Origin of the sequence: Flavobacterium sp. DSR3-2 (assembly GCF_049896525.1) — a bacterium.
Taxonomy (GTDB): domain Bacteria; phylum Bacteroidota; class Bacteroidia; order Flavobacteriales; family Flavobacteriaceae; genus Flavobacterium.
The window spans coordinates 124,612-143,324 of record NZ_JAFCUM010000007.1; the positions used below are offsets into that span (position 1 = coordinate 124,612).

Consider the following 18,713-nt stretch of genomic DNA (forward strand, 5'->3'; position numbering starts at 1 on the left):
TTGTATTAAATTGCTTGTGTGTTATTAATAGATCCAAGCACGATTGTTACGTGATTAGAACGTTTTCTGATTCTGTGAGCACGACCTTGTGGAGCTGGACGAAGTCTTTTCAACATCATACCACCATCAACTGTAATCGTTTTAACAAATAAACCAGCTTCTTCCATATTAGCATCAGGGTTTTTTGCTTGCCAGTTGGCAATTACAGATAAAACCAATTTTTCTAATTTTCTTGAAGCTTCTTTAGAACTAAATCTTAAGATGTTAAGTGCTCTTTCTACCTTCTGACCTCTTACTAGATCTGCTACTAAGCGCATTTTTCTAGGTGAAGTAGGGCAGTTATTTAACTTTGCAAAAGCCAATGACTTGTTAGCCTCTTTTCTTGCATCTGCTGTTTCTCTTTTACGAACTCCCATTGCTTCTTATTTTTTACCTTTATTTTTTGCTCCAGCATGACCTCTAAAAGATCTAGTTGGTGAAAATTCTCCTAATTTGTGACCTACCATGTTTTCTGTTACGTAAACTGGTACAAATTGACGACCGTTATGAACTGCAATTGTTTGTCCAACGAAGTCTGGAGTAATCATTGAAGCTCTAGACCAAGTCTTTACAACTCCTTTATTTCCACCAGCGATGTTTTCCTGAACTTTCTTGTCTAACTTATAATGAACGAAAGGTCCTTTTTTTAATGAACGTGCCATATCTTATTATTTCTTTCTACGTTCTACGATATACTTGTTACTCGGGTTTTTCTTAGAACGAGTTCTATAACCTTTTGCTGGTATTCCATTTCTTGAACGTGGATGTCCACCAGAAGAACGTCCTTCACCACCACCCATTGGGTGATCGACAGGGTTCATTGCAACAGGTCTTGTTCTAGGTCTTCTTCCTAACCATCTTGTTCTACCAGCTTTACCAGATACAACTAATTGATGGTCTGAATTAGAAACTGCTCCAATTGTAGCCGAACAAGTCAACAAGATCAACCTTGTCTCCCCAGAAGGCATTTTAATTGTAGCATATTTTCCATCTCTTGCCATTAACTGAGCAAATGTTCCAGCAGAACGAGCGATTACAGCCCCTTGTCCTGGTCTCAATTCGATACAAGAAATAACAGTTCCTAATGGAATTCTGCTTAAAGGTAAAGTATTACCAATTTCAGGTTGAGATTCTGGACCAGAAACAAGTTTCTGACCTACTTTCAATCCGTTTTGAGCAATAACATACGTTTTCTCTCCATCAGCATATGCTAACAAAGCGATAAAAGCAGTACGATTTGGATCATATTCAATTGATTTCACTGTAGCCGGAATTCCTTCTTTTGTACGTTTAAAATCAATAATACGATATCTCTGCTTGTGACCACCACCCGTATAACGCATGGTCATCTTTCCTTGACTATTTCTACCACCAGAGTTTTTTATCGGCGCTATCAAAGAGCGTTCCGGCTTATCAGTTGTAATGGCGTCATAACCATTCACAACTCTAAATCGCTGACCTGGGGTAATAGGTTTTAATTTTCTTACTGACATTTTATCTTAGATATTGTTGTAAAAATCAATTGTTTGTCCTTCTTGTACTTGAACAATTGCTTTTTTAATAGCATTTGTCTTTCCACTGATTAAACCACTTTTAGTGTATTTTGTAGTTCTGTCCGGTCTTACGTTCATCGTGTTAACACTCAAAATAGTTACTCCATAAGCAGCTTCAATAGCCTTCTTAATTTGCACTTTATTTGCTTTTTTGTCAACAACGAATCCGAAGCGGTTCAGAACTTCACTTTCTTTGGTTACTTTTTCCGTTACTATAGGCTTAATTATGATGCTCATATCCTATTATTTACTTAAATTTTCTTCAATTATCTCCAAAGAACTCTCTAAAAGCACTAAATTATTAGCGTTTAATATAGCGTAAGTACTTAATTCTAAGCTACTTACTACATTAGAGCCTTTTAAATTGCGTGACGACAAATATACATTTTTATTCACATCACCCAACACAAACAGGGATTTTTTATTTTCTAACTCTAAAGCCTTCAAAACATTAATGAAATTTTTAGTGTTTGGTGTTTCAAAATTAAAGTCTTCAAGAACGATAATGTTTGATTCTTTTGCTTTAATTGAGAAAGCAGATTTTCTAGCCAAACGTTTCAAGCTTTTATTCAATTTAAATGAATAACTTCTTGGTCTTGGTCCAAAAACTGTTCCACCACCTTTAAACAATGGATTCTTTGCACTACCCGCACGAGCAGTACCAGTTCCTTTTTGTTTTTTAATCTTACGAGTACTTCCCGCAACTTCAGCTCTTTCTTTTGCTTTGTGCGTTCCTTGTCTTTGATTAGCAAGATATTGCTTAACATCAAGATATACTGCGTGATTGTTTGGTTCTATACCAAATACTGAATCAGAAAGTTGCACTTTTCTTCCAGTATCTTTTCCGTTGAAATCTAATACTTTTGCTTCCATTACTTCTGAATGATTACATAAGAGTTGTTATGACCAGGAATACATCCTTTTATAACAAGTAGGTTCTTTTCAGCTACTACTTTTAAAACTCTAAGGTTTTGAACTTTTACATTGTCTCCTCCCATTCTTCCAGCCATACGCATTCCTTTGAATACTCTAGATGGATAAGAAGAAGCTCCTACAGAACCTGGCGCTCTTAAACGGTTGTGTTGACCGTGAGTTGCTTGACCAACACCACCAAAACCGTGACGTTTTACAACCCCTTGAAAACCTTTACCTTTAGATACACCTTGTACATCTACAAATTCTCCTTCAGAAAAAATAGAAACATCAATAAGATCTCCTAATTTTTGCTCAGTTGCGAAATCTTGGAATTCAACGACTTTTTTCTTAGCTACAGTTCCCGCTTTTTTAAAGTGACCTAAAGCCGCTTTCGTGGAATGTTTCTCGTTTTTGTCATCGAAACCAAGTTGCAACGCTTCGTACCCGTCAACACCTTTGGTTCTGACTTGGGTAACAACACATGGACCAGCTTCGATTACAGTACAAGGAATGTTCTTCCCGTTCTCGTCGAAGATGCTAGTCATGCCGATTTTTCTACCAATTAACCCAGACATAAATATTAATTATTAATTATTAAATATAAATATAGAACGCAGCTTTTAACCGAATCTTATTTTTTTAGTGGGTGCAAATGTATAACTTATTTACACACAAACCAAAAAAATATTTTTCGCTTAAAAACAGCGTTCTTTTCTTACTAGTAAGCTATTTAAACTTTGATCTCTACTTCAACACCGCTAGGCAATTCAAGTTTCATCAAAGCATCAATAGTTTTTGATGAAGATGAATAAATGTCAATTAATCTCTTGTATGACATTACTTCAAATTGCTCTCTCGCTTTTTTGTTAACGTGTGGAGAACGTAGCACTGTAAAAAGTTTTTTGTGCGTTGGCAATGGAATTGGTCCTGTAACAACTGCACCGGTACTTTTTACCGTTTTTACAATCTTCTCAGCAGACTTGTCTACCAACATGTGATCGTAAGATTTTAATTTTATTCTGATTTTTTGACTCATTTTCTTAAAGATTATGCGTTTCCTTTTGCTTTTTTGATAACTGCTTCCGAAATATTAGAAGGCGTTTCAGAGTAGTGTGAAAATTCCATAGTAGATGTTGCTCTACCTGATGAAAGTGTTCTTAACGTAGTAACGTATCCAAACATTTCAGATAATGGCACATCTGCTTTTATGGTTTTTGCACCAGCTCTATCACCCATATCATTCACCTGACCTCTACGACGGTTGATATCACCTACGATATCTCCCATGTTTTCTTCTGGTGTAATCACTTCCATTTTCATGATTGGCTCTAATATAACAGCACCCGCTGCCTTAGCTACCTCTCTATACCCCATTCTTGCTGCAAGCTCAAAAGAAAGTGCATCAGAATCCACCGGGTGGAAAGATCCGTCTAATAAAGTTACTTTCAAACTATCAACTTGGTATCCTGCTAAAGGACCTGTTTTCATAGCTTCTCTGAAACCTTTTTCTACAGATGGAATATATTCTTTGGGAACGTTACCACCTTTGACGGCATTAACGAACTGCAATCCCACAGGAGCTTTACCATCAACTTCATCAGCTGGCTCTAATCTAAATACGATATCACCGAATTTACCACGACCACCAGATTGTTTCTTGTACGTTTCTCTGTGTTGAGCAGACTTTGTAAATGCTTCTTTATATTCAACTTGAGGCTCACCTTGGTTTACTTCCACTTTGAATTCACGTCTCATTCTATCAACTAAGATATCCAAGTGAAGCTCACCCATACCCGAGATAATAGTTTGCCCTGAAGCTTCATCTGTTCTAACAGTAAATGTAGGATCCTCTTCGGCTAATTTAGCCAAAGCCATACCCATTTTATCTACGTCCGCTTTAGTTTTAGGCTCAATTGCAATACCAATTACCGGTGCAGGGAATTTCATACTTTCTAAGATAATTGGGTTCTTTTCATCACACAATGTATCTCCAGTTTTAATATCTTTAAATCCAACTGCCGCTCCAATATCACCAGCTTCAATATAATCAATTGGGTTTTGCTTGTTAGCATGCATTTGATAGATACGAGAAATTCTTTCTTTGTTTCCTGAACGGGTATTCAAGACATAAGAACCAGCATCTAAACGTCCTGAATAAGCACGGAAGAAAGCTAAACGACCTACGAATGGGTCAGTAGCAATTTTAAAAGCTAAAGCAGCGAACGGCTCTTTAACATCTGGCTTACGCAATATTTTAGTTTGATCTTCTTCTAATAAATCAGCGTCATCAGGATGAATTCCTTCAATACCATCTTTATCCATTGGAGACGGCAAATATTTACATACTGCATCTAACATGAATTGAACTCCTTTGTTTTTGAAAGAAGAACCAGCAATCATCGGAATGATAGCCATATCCATTACAGCTGCTCGTAAAGCAATGTTGATTTCTTCCTCTGTGATTGAGTTTTCATCTTCCATGAATTTTTCAAGCAAAGTCTCATCATAATCAGCTACTGCTTCGATAAGAATCGATCTGTATTCTTTCACTTCTTCAAGCATATCTTCTGGAATAGGCACAATCTCGTAAGTTGCTCCCATACCTTCTTCATCCCAAACTATAGCTTGGTTTCTTACTAAATCAACAACACCTTTGAAATCATTCTCTTCGCCAATTGGCAAAGTGATTGCAACTGCGTTTGATTTTAACATATCTCTTACTTGTTGACAAACCATCAAGAAGTTAGAACCTTGTCTATCCATTTTATTAACGAATCCAATACGTGGTACTCTGTATTGATCCGCTAGTCTCCAGTTAGTTTCCGATTGCGGCTCAACACCATCAACAGCACTAAATAAAAAAACCAAACCATCAAGTACACGCAACGAACGGTTTACTTCAACTGTAAAGTCAACGTGTCCCGGTGTATCAATAATATTGAAGTGATAAGGTAATGTTTCAGGCAAAACTTTACCTTGTGTAGTTGGAAAGTTCCATTCACAAGTTGTTGCAGCAGAAGTAATTGTAATACCTCTCTCTTGCTCTTGTGCCATCCAGTCCATTGTTGCAGCACCATCGTGTACTTCACCAATTTTGTGTGATTTTCCTGTATAGAATAATATACGCTCCGTTGTCGTTGTTTTACCAGCATCAATGTGAGCAGCAATTCCTATGTTTCTTGTATATTTAAGATCTCTAGCCATTTCTTAAGAATTAAAATCTAAAGTGAGAGAATGCTTTGTTAGCTTCTGCCATTTTGTGAGTATCCATCCTTTTCTTAACAGCTGCTCCTTCTTCTTTAGCCGCAGCTAAACATTCTGAAGCTAACCTTTGAGCCATAGATTTTTCGTTTCTTCTTCTAGAGTAAAGAATTAACCATTTCATAGCCATAGAAATTTTTCTATCTGGACGAATTTGCATTGGAATTTGAAATGTAGCTCCACCTACTCTACGACTACGTACTTCTACGTGAGGCATAACATTGGTTAACGCATCTTTCCAAATTTCTAATGATGGTTTCTCTGCATCTTGTTTTTTAGACTCAATGATGTCAATTGCATCATAAAATACTTTAAACGCTGTCGATTTTTTTCCATCCCACATTAAGTTGTTCACAAAACGTGTTACCAGTTGGTCATTAAACCTTGGATCTGGTAAAAGTGGTCTTTTCTTTGCCGCTCTTTTTCTCATGTCTTTTTTTTAATAAAAGGTCATACTTGTAAGAATGCGACTAATCACATCCTTATGTAATAACTTTTTAAATTACTTTTTTGCTTCTTTTGGGCGTTTTGCTCCGTACTTAGATCTTCTTTGCGTTCTTCCTGCTACTCCTGACGTATCAAGCGCACCACGAACGATGTGGTATCTAACTCCTGGTAAATCTTTTACCCTTCCACCCCTAACTAATACTATCGAGTGCTCTTGTAAATTGTGTCCTTCACCAGGGATGTAAGCATTTACTTCATTACCATTTGTCAAACGTACACGCGCTACTTTACGCATTGCAGAGTTTGGTTTTTTTGGTGTTGTAGTGTAAACACGCGTACAAACCCCTCTTCTTTGAGGACAAGAATCTAAAGCAACCGATTTACTCTTCTTAGTTATCTGAGTTCTTCCTGTTCTTACTAATTGTTGAATTGTTGGCATAATTAATACTAAAAATTTCTTATTATATTAAATTCCCGCTTTTTACGGGGTTGCAAATGTAGAAAATATTTTTTACTCTACAAAAGTTAATCTATTAATTTTCAATAAGATTATTTTATCATTTGATTTTTATCACAAACATTAGATATTTACATTACTTTTATTAAAAACACATATTCACTTGAAATTTATAATTATTTTATTCTTCTTTCTAAATTTTTGCCTCAATTGCTCGGCACAAAATTTCCGATTGTTAATATCCGGAAGCAACTCATTAGAAACAAAAACTATAGACTCCTTAAAATACAATACAGCTCACCAGAATACTAAGTCAGTGCGCGAAGAGATAATCAAACTTTCAGAAAAATTATCCGAAATAGGCTATATAGATAATAGTACCGTTGAATTTAATAAAACGAAGGACTCAGTTTACATAGCCAATTTTACATTAGGAAAAAAAATAAAAACAATACATATATATATAGGTACAAATTTAATTCTCGAAAACTCAACTGAACCAAGTAAAGTAAACGACACTGTAAAATTACCCTACACAGAAATTAATTCTTTTTTAAAGCAAACTGTTGAGAAATTAGAGCAAAACGGATTCGCATTAGCAAAACTGAAACTAACAAACATAAGAAGAGTCGACACTAAAATTTATGCCGATTTAAAAATGGAATCAGACACGAAAAGAACACTAAACTCCATCATAGTCAATTACGCAGAAAACAGCCGATCCAATAAATTTCCCAATGGACATTTAGCGCAAATTAACCGAAAATATAAAAATGGCGTTTTTAATCAAAAAATAGTAGACAAAATTTATAATGATTTTGAGAAATTTGGATTTATTAACCAAGTGAAATATCCAGAAATTTTATTTACGAAAGACACAACAAAAGTTTATGTATATCTTGAGAAAAAAAAATCAAACACTTTTGATGGCTTTATTGGATTTTCAAATAATGAAAACAAAAAAATAATTCTAAATGGATACTTAGATGTAAAACTTGAAAATATTTTAGGTTCCGGAGAACAATTAGCTGTTTACTGGAAAAGCGACGGAAATGATCAAAAAACATTTAACGCAAGCATTGAACTTCCGTATTTACTCAAAAGCCCAATAGGATTAAAAGCCCAAATTCACTTATTCAGACAAGACAGCACTTTTCAAAACACAAAAAGCGCAATTGATTTAAGCTACTTCCCAAATTACAACACCCGTTTATATTTGGGTTACCAAACCACAGAATCGAGCGACATTCAAAACTCAATAGACACATCGGTAAGCGATTTTAGCAATTCATTTTTAACATCCAGTTTTAATTACACAAAACTTGACTTAGCTAATTTTACTTTTCCGATAAAAACTTTTGTTTTGATAACTGCCGGAACCGGAAAGCGCGAAATTAAAAATCAATTAGAAAATAACACAAAAAGCAATCAGTTTTTTTTAAGCGTTCAAGCTTCACATAATTTTAACTTAAATAAAAAGAACGCGATAAATATTAATAGTCATAATTACTTTCTACAAAGTAATACCTATGTTGTAAATGAACTTTTTCGTTTCGGGGGATTTAACAGCATAAGAGGATTCACAGAAAATAGTTTACAGGCTTATTTAATAACTTCTATTCTTACCGAATACCGCTATACACTATCGCCCGATTTTTATATACACACCATCTTAGACTACGCTTATTACGAAGACAAAAGCACCGACATAAAAGACACCTTACTTGGAATTGGTCTAGGAATGGGACTACACACCAAAAACGGATTTTTCAAATTAGCCATAGCAAATGGCCATGCCAAAAATCAAAAATTTGAAATATATAACACAATTGTACATATCAGTTATAATGTTAAATTTTAATCAGTGCGTAAATTAGAGATTCATATATTAGGAAAGTTAACAAATTATTAAGAAATTGCAGGACTAATTCAAAATATTTAAAAATGAAACTAAAGTTTAATGGATTCTTAGTACTACTTTTAGTACTTGTGGCGCAAGTTACCTTGGCGCAAGAAAGAGCTGTTTCAGGTGTTGTTTCTGATAATGCAGGATTGCCTTTACCAGGTGTGAGTGTATTAGTGAAAGGAACGCAAACTGGAACACAAACTGATTTTGATGGAAAATTTTCTATCAGAGCAACTCCAAGCCAAGTCTTGATATTTAGTTATATCGGAATGATGACTCAAGAAAAGACAGCAAGCTCATTAATTATTAACGTAAAATTAAACGACGCTACAAATGAACTTGACGCTGTCGTGGTAACAGCATTGGGAATTAAACGAGAAAAAAAATCTCTTGGTTATTCTTCACAACAAGTTACGGCTGAACAAGTGTCAACTGTGCCAACTGGAAATTTTGTTAACAATTTATCTGGTAAAGTTGCGGGACTTAGTGTAACTACTGGAACAAACTTTGGAGGATCTACAAATGTAGTTCTTAGAGGTTTTAAATCTTTGTTAGGGGATAACCAAGCATTATTTGTCGTGGATGGAGTACCAATATTAAACAGCAACGTAAACAGTGGCGACCAAAAAAGTGGTCGTGGAGGTTTAGATTTTGGTAATGCGGCATCGGATATTAATCCGAATAACATTGCAGAAATCAATGTACTTAAAGGCGCAGCTGCTACAGCATTATATGGATCACGTGCACAAAACGGAGCCATAATAATTACAACAAAAAAAGGAAAGGCAGGTAATGATCTAGCAGTAGAATTTTCTTCCTCTTACACCAGATCTACGATTGATAAGTCTACTTTTGCAAAATACCAAACTGAATATGGCCAAGGTTACTTCGGACAATTTTTTTCATCATTTAATGGACAGCCAAGAGCAAGAACTGGAGACGACGCTTCTTACGGACCAAAATATGACGGATCTCTTGTCTTTCAGTATGACGCTTTTGTACCTGGATCAGCTACTTTTGGGCAAGCAACTCCTTGGGTTGTTGCACAGAATACTCCTGAAACCTTTTTTGAAGCAGCAACTTCAACAATTAATAATATCTCTTTAAGCGGTGGTTCAGACAAAGCGACTTATAGACTGACTTACTCAAACACAAAAAGTGATGATGTTTTGCCAAACGCTTTATTAAGTAAAAACAACTTTAATGCAGCAGCAAGTTATAAGTTTAACGATAAATTAAGCTCTAATTTCAATGCAACTTATGTTAATCAAAACACGAGAAACAGAAACGCGACTGGATATAATGGAAATGTAATGTCTAACTTTAGACAATGGTGGGCAACCAATGTCGATATCAAGGAACAAAAGCAGTTTTACAATTTAGGTCAGCAAAATTACACGTGGAATCAAAGAAGTGCAACTAATATTTCCCCTGCGTATTGGGACAATCCTTATTTTCAAAGAAACCAAAACTACAATACCGATTCAAGAGAACGGTTTGCTGCTAATGCAAGCGTAACTTACGACGTATCAGAAGAATTTAGTTTACTAGGAAGAGTAGGTACTGATGGATTTACTTTAAGAACAGAAGACAGATTAGCTGTTGGATCTTATCCAAATGTCATCGGCTCAAACTCAAATTTAGCTAATCTACCTGCTCAACCTTCGGGATATGCATTGGATCTTTATAATTTTAGCGAACAAAATTATGACTTCTTGGCGACGTACAAAAAAGATTTAGCAGAAGAATTAAATTTAAACGTTATTGTAGGTACCAATTATAACGTACAAAATAAATTTTCAAATCAACAATCAACCTCAGGCGGCTTATTTATACCGGGATTATACACAATATCTAACTCAGTATCAGCTCCAACATTACCTAGAATTGTTGATACTAAAAAACAAATTCTTGGTTTATTTACACAGGCTACTTTAGGTTATAAAGGAACGTACTATTTAGAAGGCTCTGTAAGAAGAGATCAATCGTCTGCATTACCAGTTGAAAATAATGCATATTGGTATTCAGCGATTTCCGGAACTGTCGTTTTCTCAAATTGGTTAAAAGATGTTGAATTTATCAATTTTGGTAAATTTAGAGCCGCATACGCACAAGTAGGCTCAGATACAGATCCAAATCAATTACAGAATACTTATAATTCACTTACGCCTTTTCAAACACCTGTTTATTCTTACAATACAAATGCTAAAAATCCAAATCTAAAGCCACAACAGCTGGATAATATCGAATTTGGTTTAAATATGCAATTTGCAAAAAATAGATTAGGCTTTGACGTAGCATACTTTGAGAACAAAGCTTTTGACCAAATTTTACCACTACCCGTATCAACGGCAACAGGGGCAGCGTTTACAACTATAAACGCAGGAACATTGACAACAAAAGGGTTTGAGGTATCACTTAATTTTACACCAATCAAAACAGAGAATTTTGACTGGGATGTAAATGTAAACTGGGCAAATCCAAACACAAAAGTTACAGAATTGGCTCCTGGAATTGAAAACATTAATATTAATTCCCTTCAAGGTGGCATCAGCATTAATGCTCCATTGAATCGCGATTATGGTTCTATTTGGGGAACAACTTACGTGCTAGATGATCTTGGAAATCGAATAATTGGTGATAATGGCGGTTATGTCATTTCTACAACCACAGATAATCAATTAGGAACATACCAAGCAGATTGGTCAGGAGGCATAAATAATAAGTTTACGTACAAAAACCTTTCTTTCAGTTTTTTAATTGATATCAAAAAAGGAGGCAGTATATTTTCACTTGACCAATATTACGGTTACGGAACAGGAATCTATGCTAATTCTGTTGGAACAAATGATTTAGGAAATCCTGTCAGAAACACTCTAGCTAATGGGGGAGGGGAACTTTTACAAGGCGTGATGGCTAATCCTACTTATACTCCTACTAACGGGCAACCGTTGTATGTAACCAATACAACAAGATTAGACAGGTCTGAATCAAGTCAAGTATTGGGTACTGATCCTCCCGCTGCCGCGTTCGTGTATGATGCTGGATTTGTGAAACTACGAGAAGTAATTTTAACTTACAGTCTTCCGTCAAGCATTCTGGGAAAATCAATAAAAGGTGCATCTTTTAGTGTGGTAGGCAATAACCTATGGATCATAGACAAAAGTTTACCTTACGCTGATCCTGAAGCTGGACTATCATCCGGTAACACTCAAGGTTACCAGTCTGGACCTATGCCCACTACGAGAAATATTTCTTTCAATGTTAAAGTTAATTTTTAAAAAGATGAAAATGAAAAAAATCATAACAATACTAACCATTTGTTTGTTAATGACAGCATGTGTTAGCGAAGATATAAATACCGATACCAATAGCGCCTATAATGCAGTACCAGGATCGCTCTTGAATTTCGCAGAAAAAGAATTAAGCGACTATGTTAATACACCAAGTGTTAACATCAATAACTTTAGACTTACAATGCAATATTGGCAAGAAACTACATACGTAAATGAGAGTAATTATGATTTTACAAATAGAAATGTTTCAAATAATATATTTTCACGAAACTATGTAAGGGTAATCAATAATTTAGGCAAAGCCAAAGAAATCATTACTAATTATGCTCCCACTGCAGATCAAGCAGCCGGATGGCCAGTTAACAAAAAAAACCAATTAGCTATTATTGATGTATTACAGGTTTACACTTATCAAAATCTAGTTGATACTTTTGGCAACGTACCGTACACCCAAGGTGCTAATGTGAACGATTTTCCATTACCCGCATATGATGATGCATCGACCATCTATATTGACTTAATTAAAAGGATTAATGAAGACATCACAAATCTAAACACCAATGCAACTGGCTTTAAATCTTTTAATGATGGGGACATATACTACGGTGGAAATATTGCTAAATGGAAAGCATTAGCAAATTCTATAAAATTAAAACTTGCGATCGCTATTGCTGATGCAAATCCTACTTTAGCCCAAGCTACAGCGCTACAAGCCATTGCAGGAGGAGTAATAATGTCGCCAGCTGGAAATTGTCAATTTCAATATCTTGCAGCATCTCCGAACTTCAATCCTTTGTATGAAAATCTTGTTGCAAATGGTAGAGATGATTTCTTTGCTGGTAAAACATTAGTGGATTACATGAAAGCCTCAAATGATCCAAGAATAGATAATTACTATGAACAGGTTACCGGCGGAGGTTATGTAGGCCAAATTATTGGTCAAGGTGGAGAATTTGGTGATTTCTCACATATAGGATCGTATGCGTACAATGCAACAACACCAGGGATTATCTTAAACTACACTGAAGTTGCTTTTTATATTGCTGAAGCTAATGCCCGTTGGAATCCGACAGCTGCTGCTCTTGCGTATTATACTGCCGTAACAGCTTCAATCAAAGAATGGGGCGGTTCTGATGCAGAAGCAAGAAACTACCTTACTACAAATCCATTCAATGCTACTAATTGGAAAAAATCAATTGGAGAGCAGGCATGGGTAGCTATGTACAATCAAGGATTAACTTCTTGGAATTTCTGGAGAAGGTTAGACTTTCCTGCTTTAACAGCGCCAAGTACTGCTATTACCAACGCTGGAGGAAAAGTTCCCGTAAGAATGGCTTATCCTGTTCTTGAACAACAAGTTAACAAAACAAACTATACGACAGCATCAAATGCAATCGGTGGCGATTTGTTAACCACAAAAATATTCTGGGACAAATTCTAATTGTTACTTAATTCTATTATTAAAAACCATCCCACTTTTTGGGGTGGTTTTTTTTTATATATTTGCACCATGGAAAAAGAACATCAAATATTTGGGATTAGAGCGATAATTGAAGCAATACAAGCAGGCGCAACGGTAGACAAAGTTTATATTCAAAAGGAAGCAAGCAGCGAACTAATGAAAGACTTAATGAAGGTGATGAAGCGCGGAAACATCAACTTTTCCTATGTTCCTGTTGAAAAATTAAACAGACTTACGCCTAATAACCATCAAGGTGCTGTAGCTACCATATCCCCTATCTCTTTCTTCGATTTGGAATCTTTGATCGAATCAGTAATTGAAAACGGAAAAAAACCTTTGTTTTTGATTTTGGATCAAATATCAGATGCCCGTAATTTTGGTGCTATCATAAGAACGGCTGAGTGTACAGGAGTAAATGGAATCATCGTTCAAAAAGCGGGTTCAGCACCTGTGAATGGTGATACGGTAAAAACATCTGCGGGCGCGGTTTTTAATATTCCAATTTGTAAAGTAGAACACATCAAAGACGCTATCTTCTTATTGCAGGCTAGTGGTATAAAGACCGTTGCGGCCACTGAGAAAACGGATCAAAACATTTATGACCTTTCTTTGAATGAACCTGTAGCTATCATTATGGGCTCAGAGGATCGTGGTGTGAACCCATCGGTTCTAAAAATTGTTGACGAGAAGGCTAAACTTCCAATGTTTGGAACGATTGGTTCATTAAACGTTTCTGTAGCCTGTGGTGCTTTTTTATATGAAGCGGTACGACAACGATCTTAGAATTTTTATTATAACATCTTCTTCTAAAAAATGAATTATAACTTCAGTTATGATTCATTTTTTCTCATTTGTAACAACTTCATAATTTACCTGAAAAACGGAAGTATAATACGTTAACAATTCCTGTTGTTGTTCTTCAACCTCAACTTTTGGTAAATTAACAAAATTTCCATTAGCATCAAAACGTTGCATAAATTTATCTTCTGAAGGATCAAAATTTACATGTTCCCAATCATACTTAATGATTTTTTTATACTCAGGAGTTTTATAAATAATTGAAAGAAGCAATCCTGTCAGTAACCCTCCCAAATGTCCTTCCCAAGAAATAGAATTTTCACCTTCGACAGTTGGTGTTGGAAAAATATACCAAACCAATCCGCCATACACCACAATAACGGCAAGTGACAATGCTACAAGACGACTATACCTAGTCTGGATTCCTTTAAAAAAAACAAAACTGAAAAGTACATATATTAGTCCGCTTGCACCAATATGATAATTATCTCTGCCGATCATCCAAGTAATAAAGCCGGACAAAATAATTCCGTAACCAATGACCTGAAGTGATTGTTTTGCATAAAAAAATTGTAAGGAAGCCAAAAGTATTAGTAACGGAAAAGAATTATTGTACAAATGTTTCATGTCCGCATGAATGAACGAACTAAAAATAATTCCTTGCAAACCTGAAAATGTTCGAGGGTAAATTCCATTTTGGACAAAATCAAAGTCAAATCGGATTTCGAGCCAAAAGACAAACCACAATACAAGCACAAAAAAAAGAGGCAGTCCAATGACTAAATTCGTGAATTTAAAATGTTTGTCCATAAGTAACTAGCAATTATATACTCTACTCCTGTTTCAAATACTTGTCCAAAAATAATTTAATGCTATTTTGTCATATTTAAACTGATTATGCATTTTTTAACAACAGCCTAGCCCAGATAGAAACGGCATCCTTTTATATTTTGTTTTTTCAACAAGATATAAAAGATAAAGTGCAAAGCTGGAAATAGCTCCTAAAAAATAAACTTTCACAAACGCAAACTGTTTCAAATTAAAAAAACTGTAATTTTACATTATGGAAGCACCACTTGCGGAACGCATACGACCACAAAAATTAGAAGACTACATCAGTCAATCCCATTTGGTTGGACCAAATGGCTCATTGACACAACAAATTGCGAAAGGGATTATCCCTTCATTAATTTTTTGGGGACCACCGGGAACTGGAAAAACTACTTTAGCACAAATTATTGCACAGGAATCAAAACGACCATTTTATATTTTGAGCGCGATCAACTCGGGTGTTAAAGACATTCGCGAGGTGATTGAAAAAGCGAAGCAAAGTGGTGGTTTATTTACTGCTAGAAATCCTATTTTATTCATTGATGAAATTCATCGTTTTAGTAAATCGCAACAAGATTCCCTATTGGCTGCAGTAGAAAAAGGGTGGATTACCCTTATCGGCGCCACTACTGAAAACCCGAGTTTTGAAGTAATTCCTGCATTGCTATCTCGTTGTCAAGTGTACGTTTTGAATGCATTTACCAAACATGATTTAGAATCCCTACTGGAACGTGCGATGAAAACAGATACTTATTTATCTACAAAAAATATTATTTTAAGTGAAACCGAGGCTTTATTGAGACTTTCCGGCGGTGATGGACGTAAACTATTAAATATTTTTGAACTTGTTGTAAATGCTTCAAATGAAGACGAAATTAATATCACTAATGATTTGGTTTTCTCTTTGGTACAACAAAATACCGTTTTATATGACAAAACCGGTGAACAACATTATGACATTGTTTCTGCTTTTATAAAATCCATTAGAGGAAGTGATCCTAATGGAGCAGTTTACTGGCTCGCGAGAATGATTGAAGGTGGTGAAGATGTCAAGTTTATAGCGCGAAGAATGCTAATTCTAAGCAGTGAAGATATAGGGAATGCCAATCCAACAGCTTTTATTATGGCTAATAATACTTTTCAGGCTGTAGCTACAATTGGATATCCAGAAAGTAGAATTATTTTGAGTCAATGTGCAGTTTATCTCGCGACATCCCCAAAAAGTAATGCGTCGTACCTGGCAATTGGAACTGCGCAACAGCTTGTAAAACAAACCGGAGATCTACCGGTACCTATTCACTTACGCAATGCTCCTACGAAGTTGATGAAAGAATTGGGTTATGGTGAAGAATATAAATATGCTCATGATTATATCAATAATTTCGCAGAACAAGAATTCCTACCAGAAGCCTTATCCAATAATCCCATATATATTCCTGGAAATAACTCAAGAGAAAACATTACACGAGAATTCTTAAAAAACCGATGGAAAAACAAATACGGTTATTAAAATCAAACCATAAAAAAATGCATTTATTGCTAAATACGTTTTCTTATCTATTTTAGTAAATACAAAGTTTTTATCTAAAACTTAACCGCTACTGTTTCAGACCAGAGCTGGTCGTTTTGATAATATTCGAAAACCCATTCATTATTTTTTAGTATTAAAACTCCCTGAATGTCATCTTTCACAGCAATGTAACAGTATTTATTTGAAGTATGAAAAACTTTCATAATCACTTTTGGTGTACTATCAATTAACTGATATCCATTAGCGGTGGCTTGTGCGTAAAGCAAATTAGCATCTGTTTTACTTATAATCTTTGGTGTACTTAAAGCTGGTGTTTCGACTATAGCTGCGGGAGCTGAAACTGTTTTACTTATTTCAGGTTCATTAACAGCAAATTCAGTTTTCGCAATCTTTTGACCACTGTACTTGTACTGCAAGTTGTTAATGGACTGAAATGCTTCATTCAACGCTTCGGTATAGGCAACTTGGTACTCTTTTTCTTTACTTTTACCAACGGCGGATTGAAATATAATTTTGTCATTACAATCCTTCATGGTTATGTAGAGTTTAGTTGTCAAAAAACTATTCTCTTTAACAACATCAACATATAGCAAATCACATCTGTCATTAAATTCGACCGGAATAGTTTCATTGCTGTAAAACGAATTAAAACCGGCTTTATTCAAATTAAATTTAGTTAATGTATTCAAACGATATTGATTTTCTCCTTTTAGAAAATCATATTTAACTGGAACAATAAAAGCTTTATAATCGTTTACAGATTGAGAATAAGTATAATTAACAACGAGTAGTACTACTAATAAAAATTGCTTTTTCATATTTATAAATATTTTTTAAGTTCTAATAAATGATTAATTTGTTTGATATGATCTTCAACAGTCATACACCCTTCATTGAAATAAATAGCGTCTAAACCCGCATCTAACGCTCCTTGAACATCCGCATCTAAGCTGTCGCCAATCATAATACTATGTTCTTTTTGGGCTTTAGCCAAATCTATAGCGTAATCAAAAATAATAGGATTTGGTTTTTTTACTCCTGCCATTTCAGAATTAGTAATCGTCTGAAAATAGGAACCGATTTTCGAATTATTTAATTTTTTAAATTGAACATCGGCAAAACCATTGGTTATAATATGCAAATTATATTTCGGTTTCAAATATTCTAAAAGTTCAATCGTTCCATCAAAAAGATGATTATTCTCTGGCAAAAAACAAATATAATCATTTGATATTGAATCAATTTCTTCATCGGAAATTGAATAATTTATAGCATCAAAAGAATGTTTGAGTCGATTGTAACGCAATTCTCCATGGGTAATTTTATCATATTGATACAACTTCCAACATTCTTGGTTTATCGGTACATACTTTTCAATAAATTCTTTTGTTTCTATTGTAGGATGATTTCTATTGAAAATAGTTTGGAATGTCAACTCTGAATTTTTATCAAAGTCCCAAAGCGTATGATCTAAATCAAAAAAAACGTCTTTTATATGTGTTTGTTTCATTTTATATTTTTAAAATATTCCTTCGTCTGCAAAACTGTAATAACTAGTTTCAGTTACAATGAGATGATCCAATACTTTTATTTCTAAATTATCGCCTGCCAATTTTAATTTTCTTGTAATCTGTTTGTCAGCATCACTGGGAATCAATGTTCCCGAAGGATGATTGTGACACAAGATCAAAGCTGTAGCTCCCATTTCGAGCGCCGTTTTAAAAACAATGCGAACATCAACCAATGTCCCTGTGATTCCGCCCTTACTCAACTGCGATTTCGAAATAACCTTATTTGAATTATTCATATATATAATCCAAAATTCTTCATGCGGCAATTCGCCAATGATAGGCTGCATAATTTCGAATATGATTTTACTCGAAGTGATTTTCTTTAATTCCACTGCATCCTCCCCTCTTCGGCGTCTTCCTAATTCTAAAGCTGCAATGATAGAAACCGCTTTCGCCTCCCCTATTCCTCTAAATTGCATGAGCTGTGATAAAGATAATTTCCCTAATGCATTCAAATTATTATCTACACTTGCCAAAATCCGTTTGCTTAAATCAACAGCTGACTCGTTTCTGCTTCCTGAACCAATCAAAATGGCAATCAATTCGGCATCGCTCAAAACACTTTTGCCTTTGAGCATCAGTTTTTCTCGCGGCTTGTCATCTTCGGACCAATTGGTAATAGGAAAAAAGGAATTTTCAGCCATTC

19 protein-coding genes are annotated in these 18,713 nt (G+C 35.0%); 5 read left to right on the forward strand and 14 right to left on the reverse strand.

Annotation, left to right across the window (positions count from 1 at the left end):
* Nucleotides 1–5: 5 nt before the first annotated feature.
* The 10 genes from rplV to rpsL all read right to left on the reverse strand — a co-directional run bounded on the left by rplV (nt 6) and on the right by rpsL (nt 6,654).
* The gene (gene rplV / locus ACP7AV_RS10305) at nt 6–416 is read right to left on the reverse strand and encodes a 50S ribosomal protein L22 (protein ID WP_091203668.1); all 411 of its coding nucleotides are present in this window, start codon (nt 414–416) and stop codon (nt 6–8) included.
* 6 nt (nt 417–422) lie between these two features.
* The gene (gene rpsS, locus ACP7AV_RS10310) at nt 423–701 is read right to left on the reverse strand and encodes a 30S ribosomal protein S19 (RefSeq protein WP_007136562.1); all 279 of its coding nucleotides are present in this window, start codon (nt 699–701) and stop codon (nt 423–425) included.
* 6 nt (nt 702–707) lie between these two features.
* A complete protein-coding gene (rplB, locus tag ACP7AV_RS10315) occupies nt 708–1,532 on the reverse strand; it encodes a 50S ribosomal protein L2 (RefSeq protein WP_059114053.1) in 825 nt (274 codons plus the stop codon).
* Between the two features lie 6 nt (nt 1,533–1,538).
* On the reverse strand, nt 1,539–1,829 hold the full coding sequence (rplW, locus tag ACP7AV_RS10320; RefSeq protein WP_073018945.1) for a 50S ribosomal protein L23: 291 nt from the start codon (nt 1,827–1,829) through the stop codon (nt 1,539–1,541).
* Nucleotides 1,830–1,835: 6 nt separating this feature from the next.
* Entirely contained in the window at nt 1,836–2,465 is a 630-nt protein-coding gene (gene rplD / locus ACP7AV_RS10325; RefSeq protein ID WP_426063434.1) for a 50S ribosomal protein L4, read from the reverse strand.
* Nucleotides 2,465–3,082 (reverse strand): 50S ribosomal protein L3, encoded by a 618-nt coding sequence (rplC, locus tag ACP7AV_RS10330; RefSeq protein ID WP_091203669.1) that lies wholly within the window; start codon nt 3,080–3,082, stop codon nt 2,465–2,467. The genes rplD and rplC overlap by 1 nt, the downstream gene beginning before the upstream one ends.
* 155 nt (nt 3,083–3,237) lie before the next feature.
* Nucleotides 3,238–3,543, reverse strand: a complete 306-nt coding sequence (gene rpsJ / locus ACP7AV_RS10335) for a 30S ribosomal protein S10 (protein ID WP_011963470.1) — start codon at nt 3,541–3,543, stop codon at nt 3,238–3,240.
* 11 nt (nt 3,544–3,554) lie between these two features.
* Nucleotides 3,555–5,711, reverse strand: coding sequence for an elongation factor G (fusA, locus tag ACP7AV_RS10340; RefSeq protein ID WP_091203670.1), 2,157 nt, complete (start codon nt 5,709–5,711; stop codon nt 3,555–3,557).
* A 10-nt stretch (nt 5,712–5,721) separates the two neighbouring features.
* On the reverse strand, nt 5,722–6,198 hold the full coding sequence (gene rpsG, locus ACP7AV_RS10345) for a 30S ribosomal protein S7 (RefSeq protein ID WP_035668130.1): 477 nt from the start codon (nt 6,196–6,198) through the stop codon (nt 5,722–5,724).
* Nucleotides 6,199–6,270: 72 nt separating this feature from the next.
* Complete coding sequence (gene rpsL / locus ACP7AV_RS10350; protein ID WP_007136570.1) at nt 6,271–6,654, reverse strand: 30S ribosomal protein S12; 384 nt, start codon at nt 6,652–6,654, stop codon at nt 6,271–6,273.
* A gap of 334 nt (nt 6,655–6,988) precedes the next feature.
* On the opposite strand from rpsL, the gene ACP7AV_RS10355 reads away from it, so the two are divergent.
* The 4 genes from ACP7AV_RS10355 (at nt 6,989) to rlmB (ending at nt 14,119) form a co-directional block, all read left to right on the forward strand.
* Entirely contained in the window at nt 6,989–8,533 is a 1,545-nt protein-coding gene (locus tag ACP7AV_RS10355) for a hypothetical protein (protein WP_426091881.1), read from the forward strand.
* 83 nt (nt 8,534–8,616) lie between these two features.
* The gene (locus ACP7AV_RS10360; protein ID WP_426091882.1) at nt 8,617–11,859 is read left to right on the forward strand and encodes a SusC/RagA family TonB-linked outer membrane protein; all 3,243 of its coding nucleotides are present in this window, start codon (nt 8,617–8,619) and stop codon (nt 11,857–11,859) included.
* 10 nt (nt 11,860–11,869) lie between these two features.
* Nucleotides 11,870–13,315 (forward strand): SusD/RagB family nutrient-binding outer membrane lipoprotein, encoded by a 1,446-nt coding sequence (locus ACP7AV_RS10365; RefSeq protein WP_426091883.1) that lies wholly within the window; start codon nt 11,870–11,872, stop codon nt 13,313–13,315.
* Nucleotides 13,316–13,384: 69 nt separating this feature from the next.
* The gene (rlmB, locus tag ACP7AV_RS10370) at nt 13,385–14,119 is read left to right on the forward strand and encodes a 23S rRNA (guanosine(2251)-2'-O)-methyltransferase RlmB (RefSeq protein WP_426091884.1); all 735 of its coding nucleotides are present in this window, start codon (nt 13,385–13,387) and stop codon (nt 14,117–14,119) included.
* A 54-nt stretch (nt 14,120–14,173) separates the two neighbouring features.
* On the opposite strand, the gene ACP7AV_RS10375 is transcribed toward rlmB, so the two are convergent.
* The gene (locus ACP7AV_RS10375) at nt 14,174–14,944 is read right to left on the reverse strand and encodes a rhomboid family intramembrane serine protease (RefSeq protein WP_426091885.1); all 771 of its coding nucleotides are present in this window, start codon (nt 14,942–14,944) and stop codon (nt 14,174–14,176) included.
* 253 nt (nt 14,945–15,197) lie between these two features.
* On the opposite strand from ACP7AV_RS10375, the gene ACP7AV_RS10380 reads away from it, so the two are divergent.
* The gene (locus tag ACP7AV_RS10380) at nt 15,198–16,475 is read left to right on the forward strand and encodes a replication-associated recombination protein A (protein WP_426091886.1); all 1,278 of its coding nucleotides are present in this window, start codon (nt 15,198–15,200) and stop codon (nt 16,473–16,475) included.
* A 74-nt stretch (nt 16,476–16,549) separates the two neighbouring features.
* Here the strand turns inward: ACP7AV_RS10380 and ACP7AV_RS10385 are convergent, their stop codons facing one another.
* The 3 genes from ACP7AV_RS10385 to radC are packed head-to-tail and all read right to left on the reverse strand — an operon-like array spanning nt 16,550 to nt 18,711.
* Nucleotides 16,550–17,314 carry a hypothetical protein gene (locus ACP7AV_RS10385; protein ID WP_426091887.1) on the reverse strand — a complete coding sequence of 255 codons (765 nt, stop codon included), beginning with the start codon at nt 17,312–17,314 and terminating at the stop codon, nt 16,550–16,552.
* A gap of 2 nt (nt 17,315–17,316) precedes the next feature.
* Complete coding sequence (locus ACP7AV_RS10390; RefSeq protein ID WP_426091888.1) at nt 17,317–18,006, reverse strand: YjjG family noncanonical pyrimidine nucleotidase; 690 nt, start codon at nt 18,004–18,006, stop codon at nt 17,317–17,319.
* A gap of 9 nt (nt 18,007–18,015) precedes the next feature.
* Nucleotides 18,016–18,711 (reverse strand): RadC family protein, encoded by a 696-nt coding sequence (gene radC / locus ACP7AV_RS10395; RefSeq protein ID WP_426091889.1) that lies wholly within the window; start codon nt 18,709–18,711, stop codon nt 18,016–18,018.
* Nucleotides 18,712–18,713: the final 2 nt, after the last annotated feature.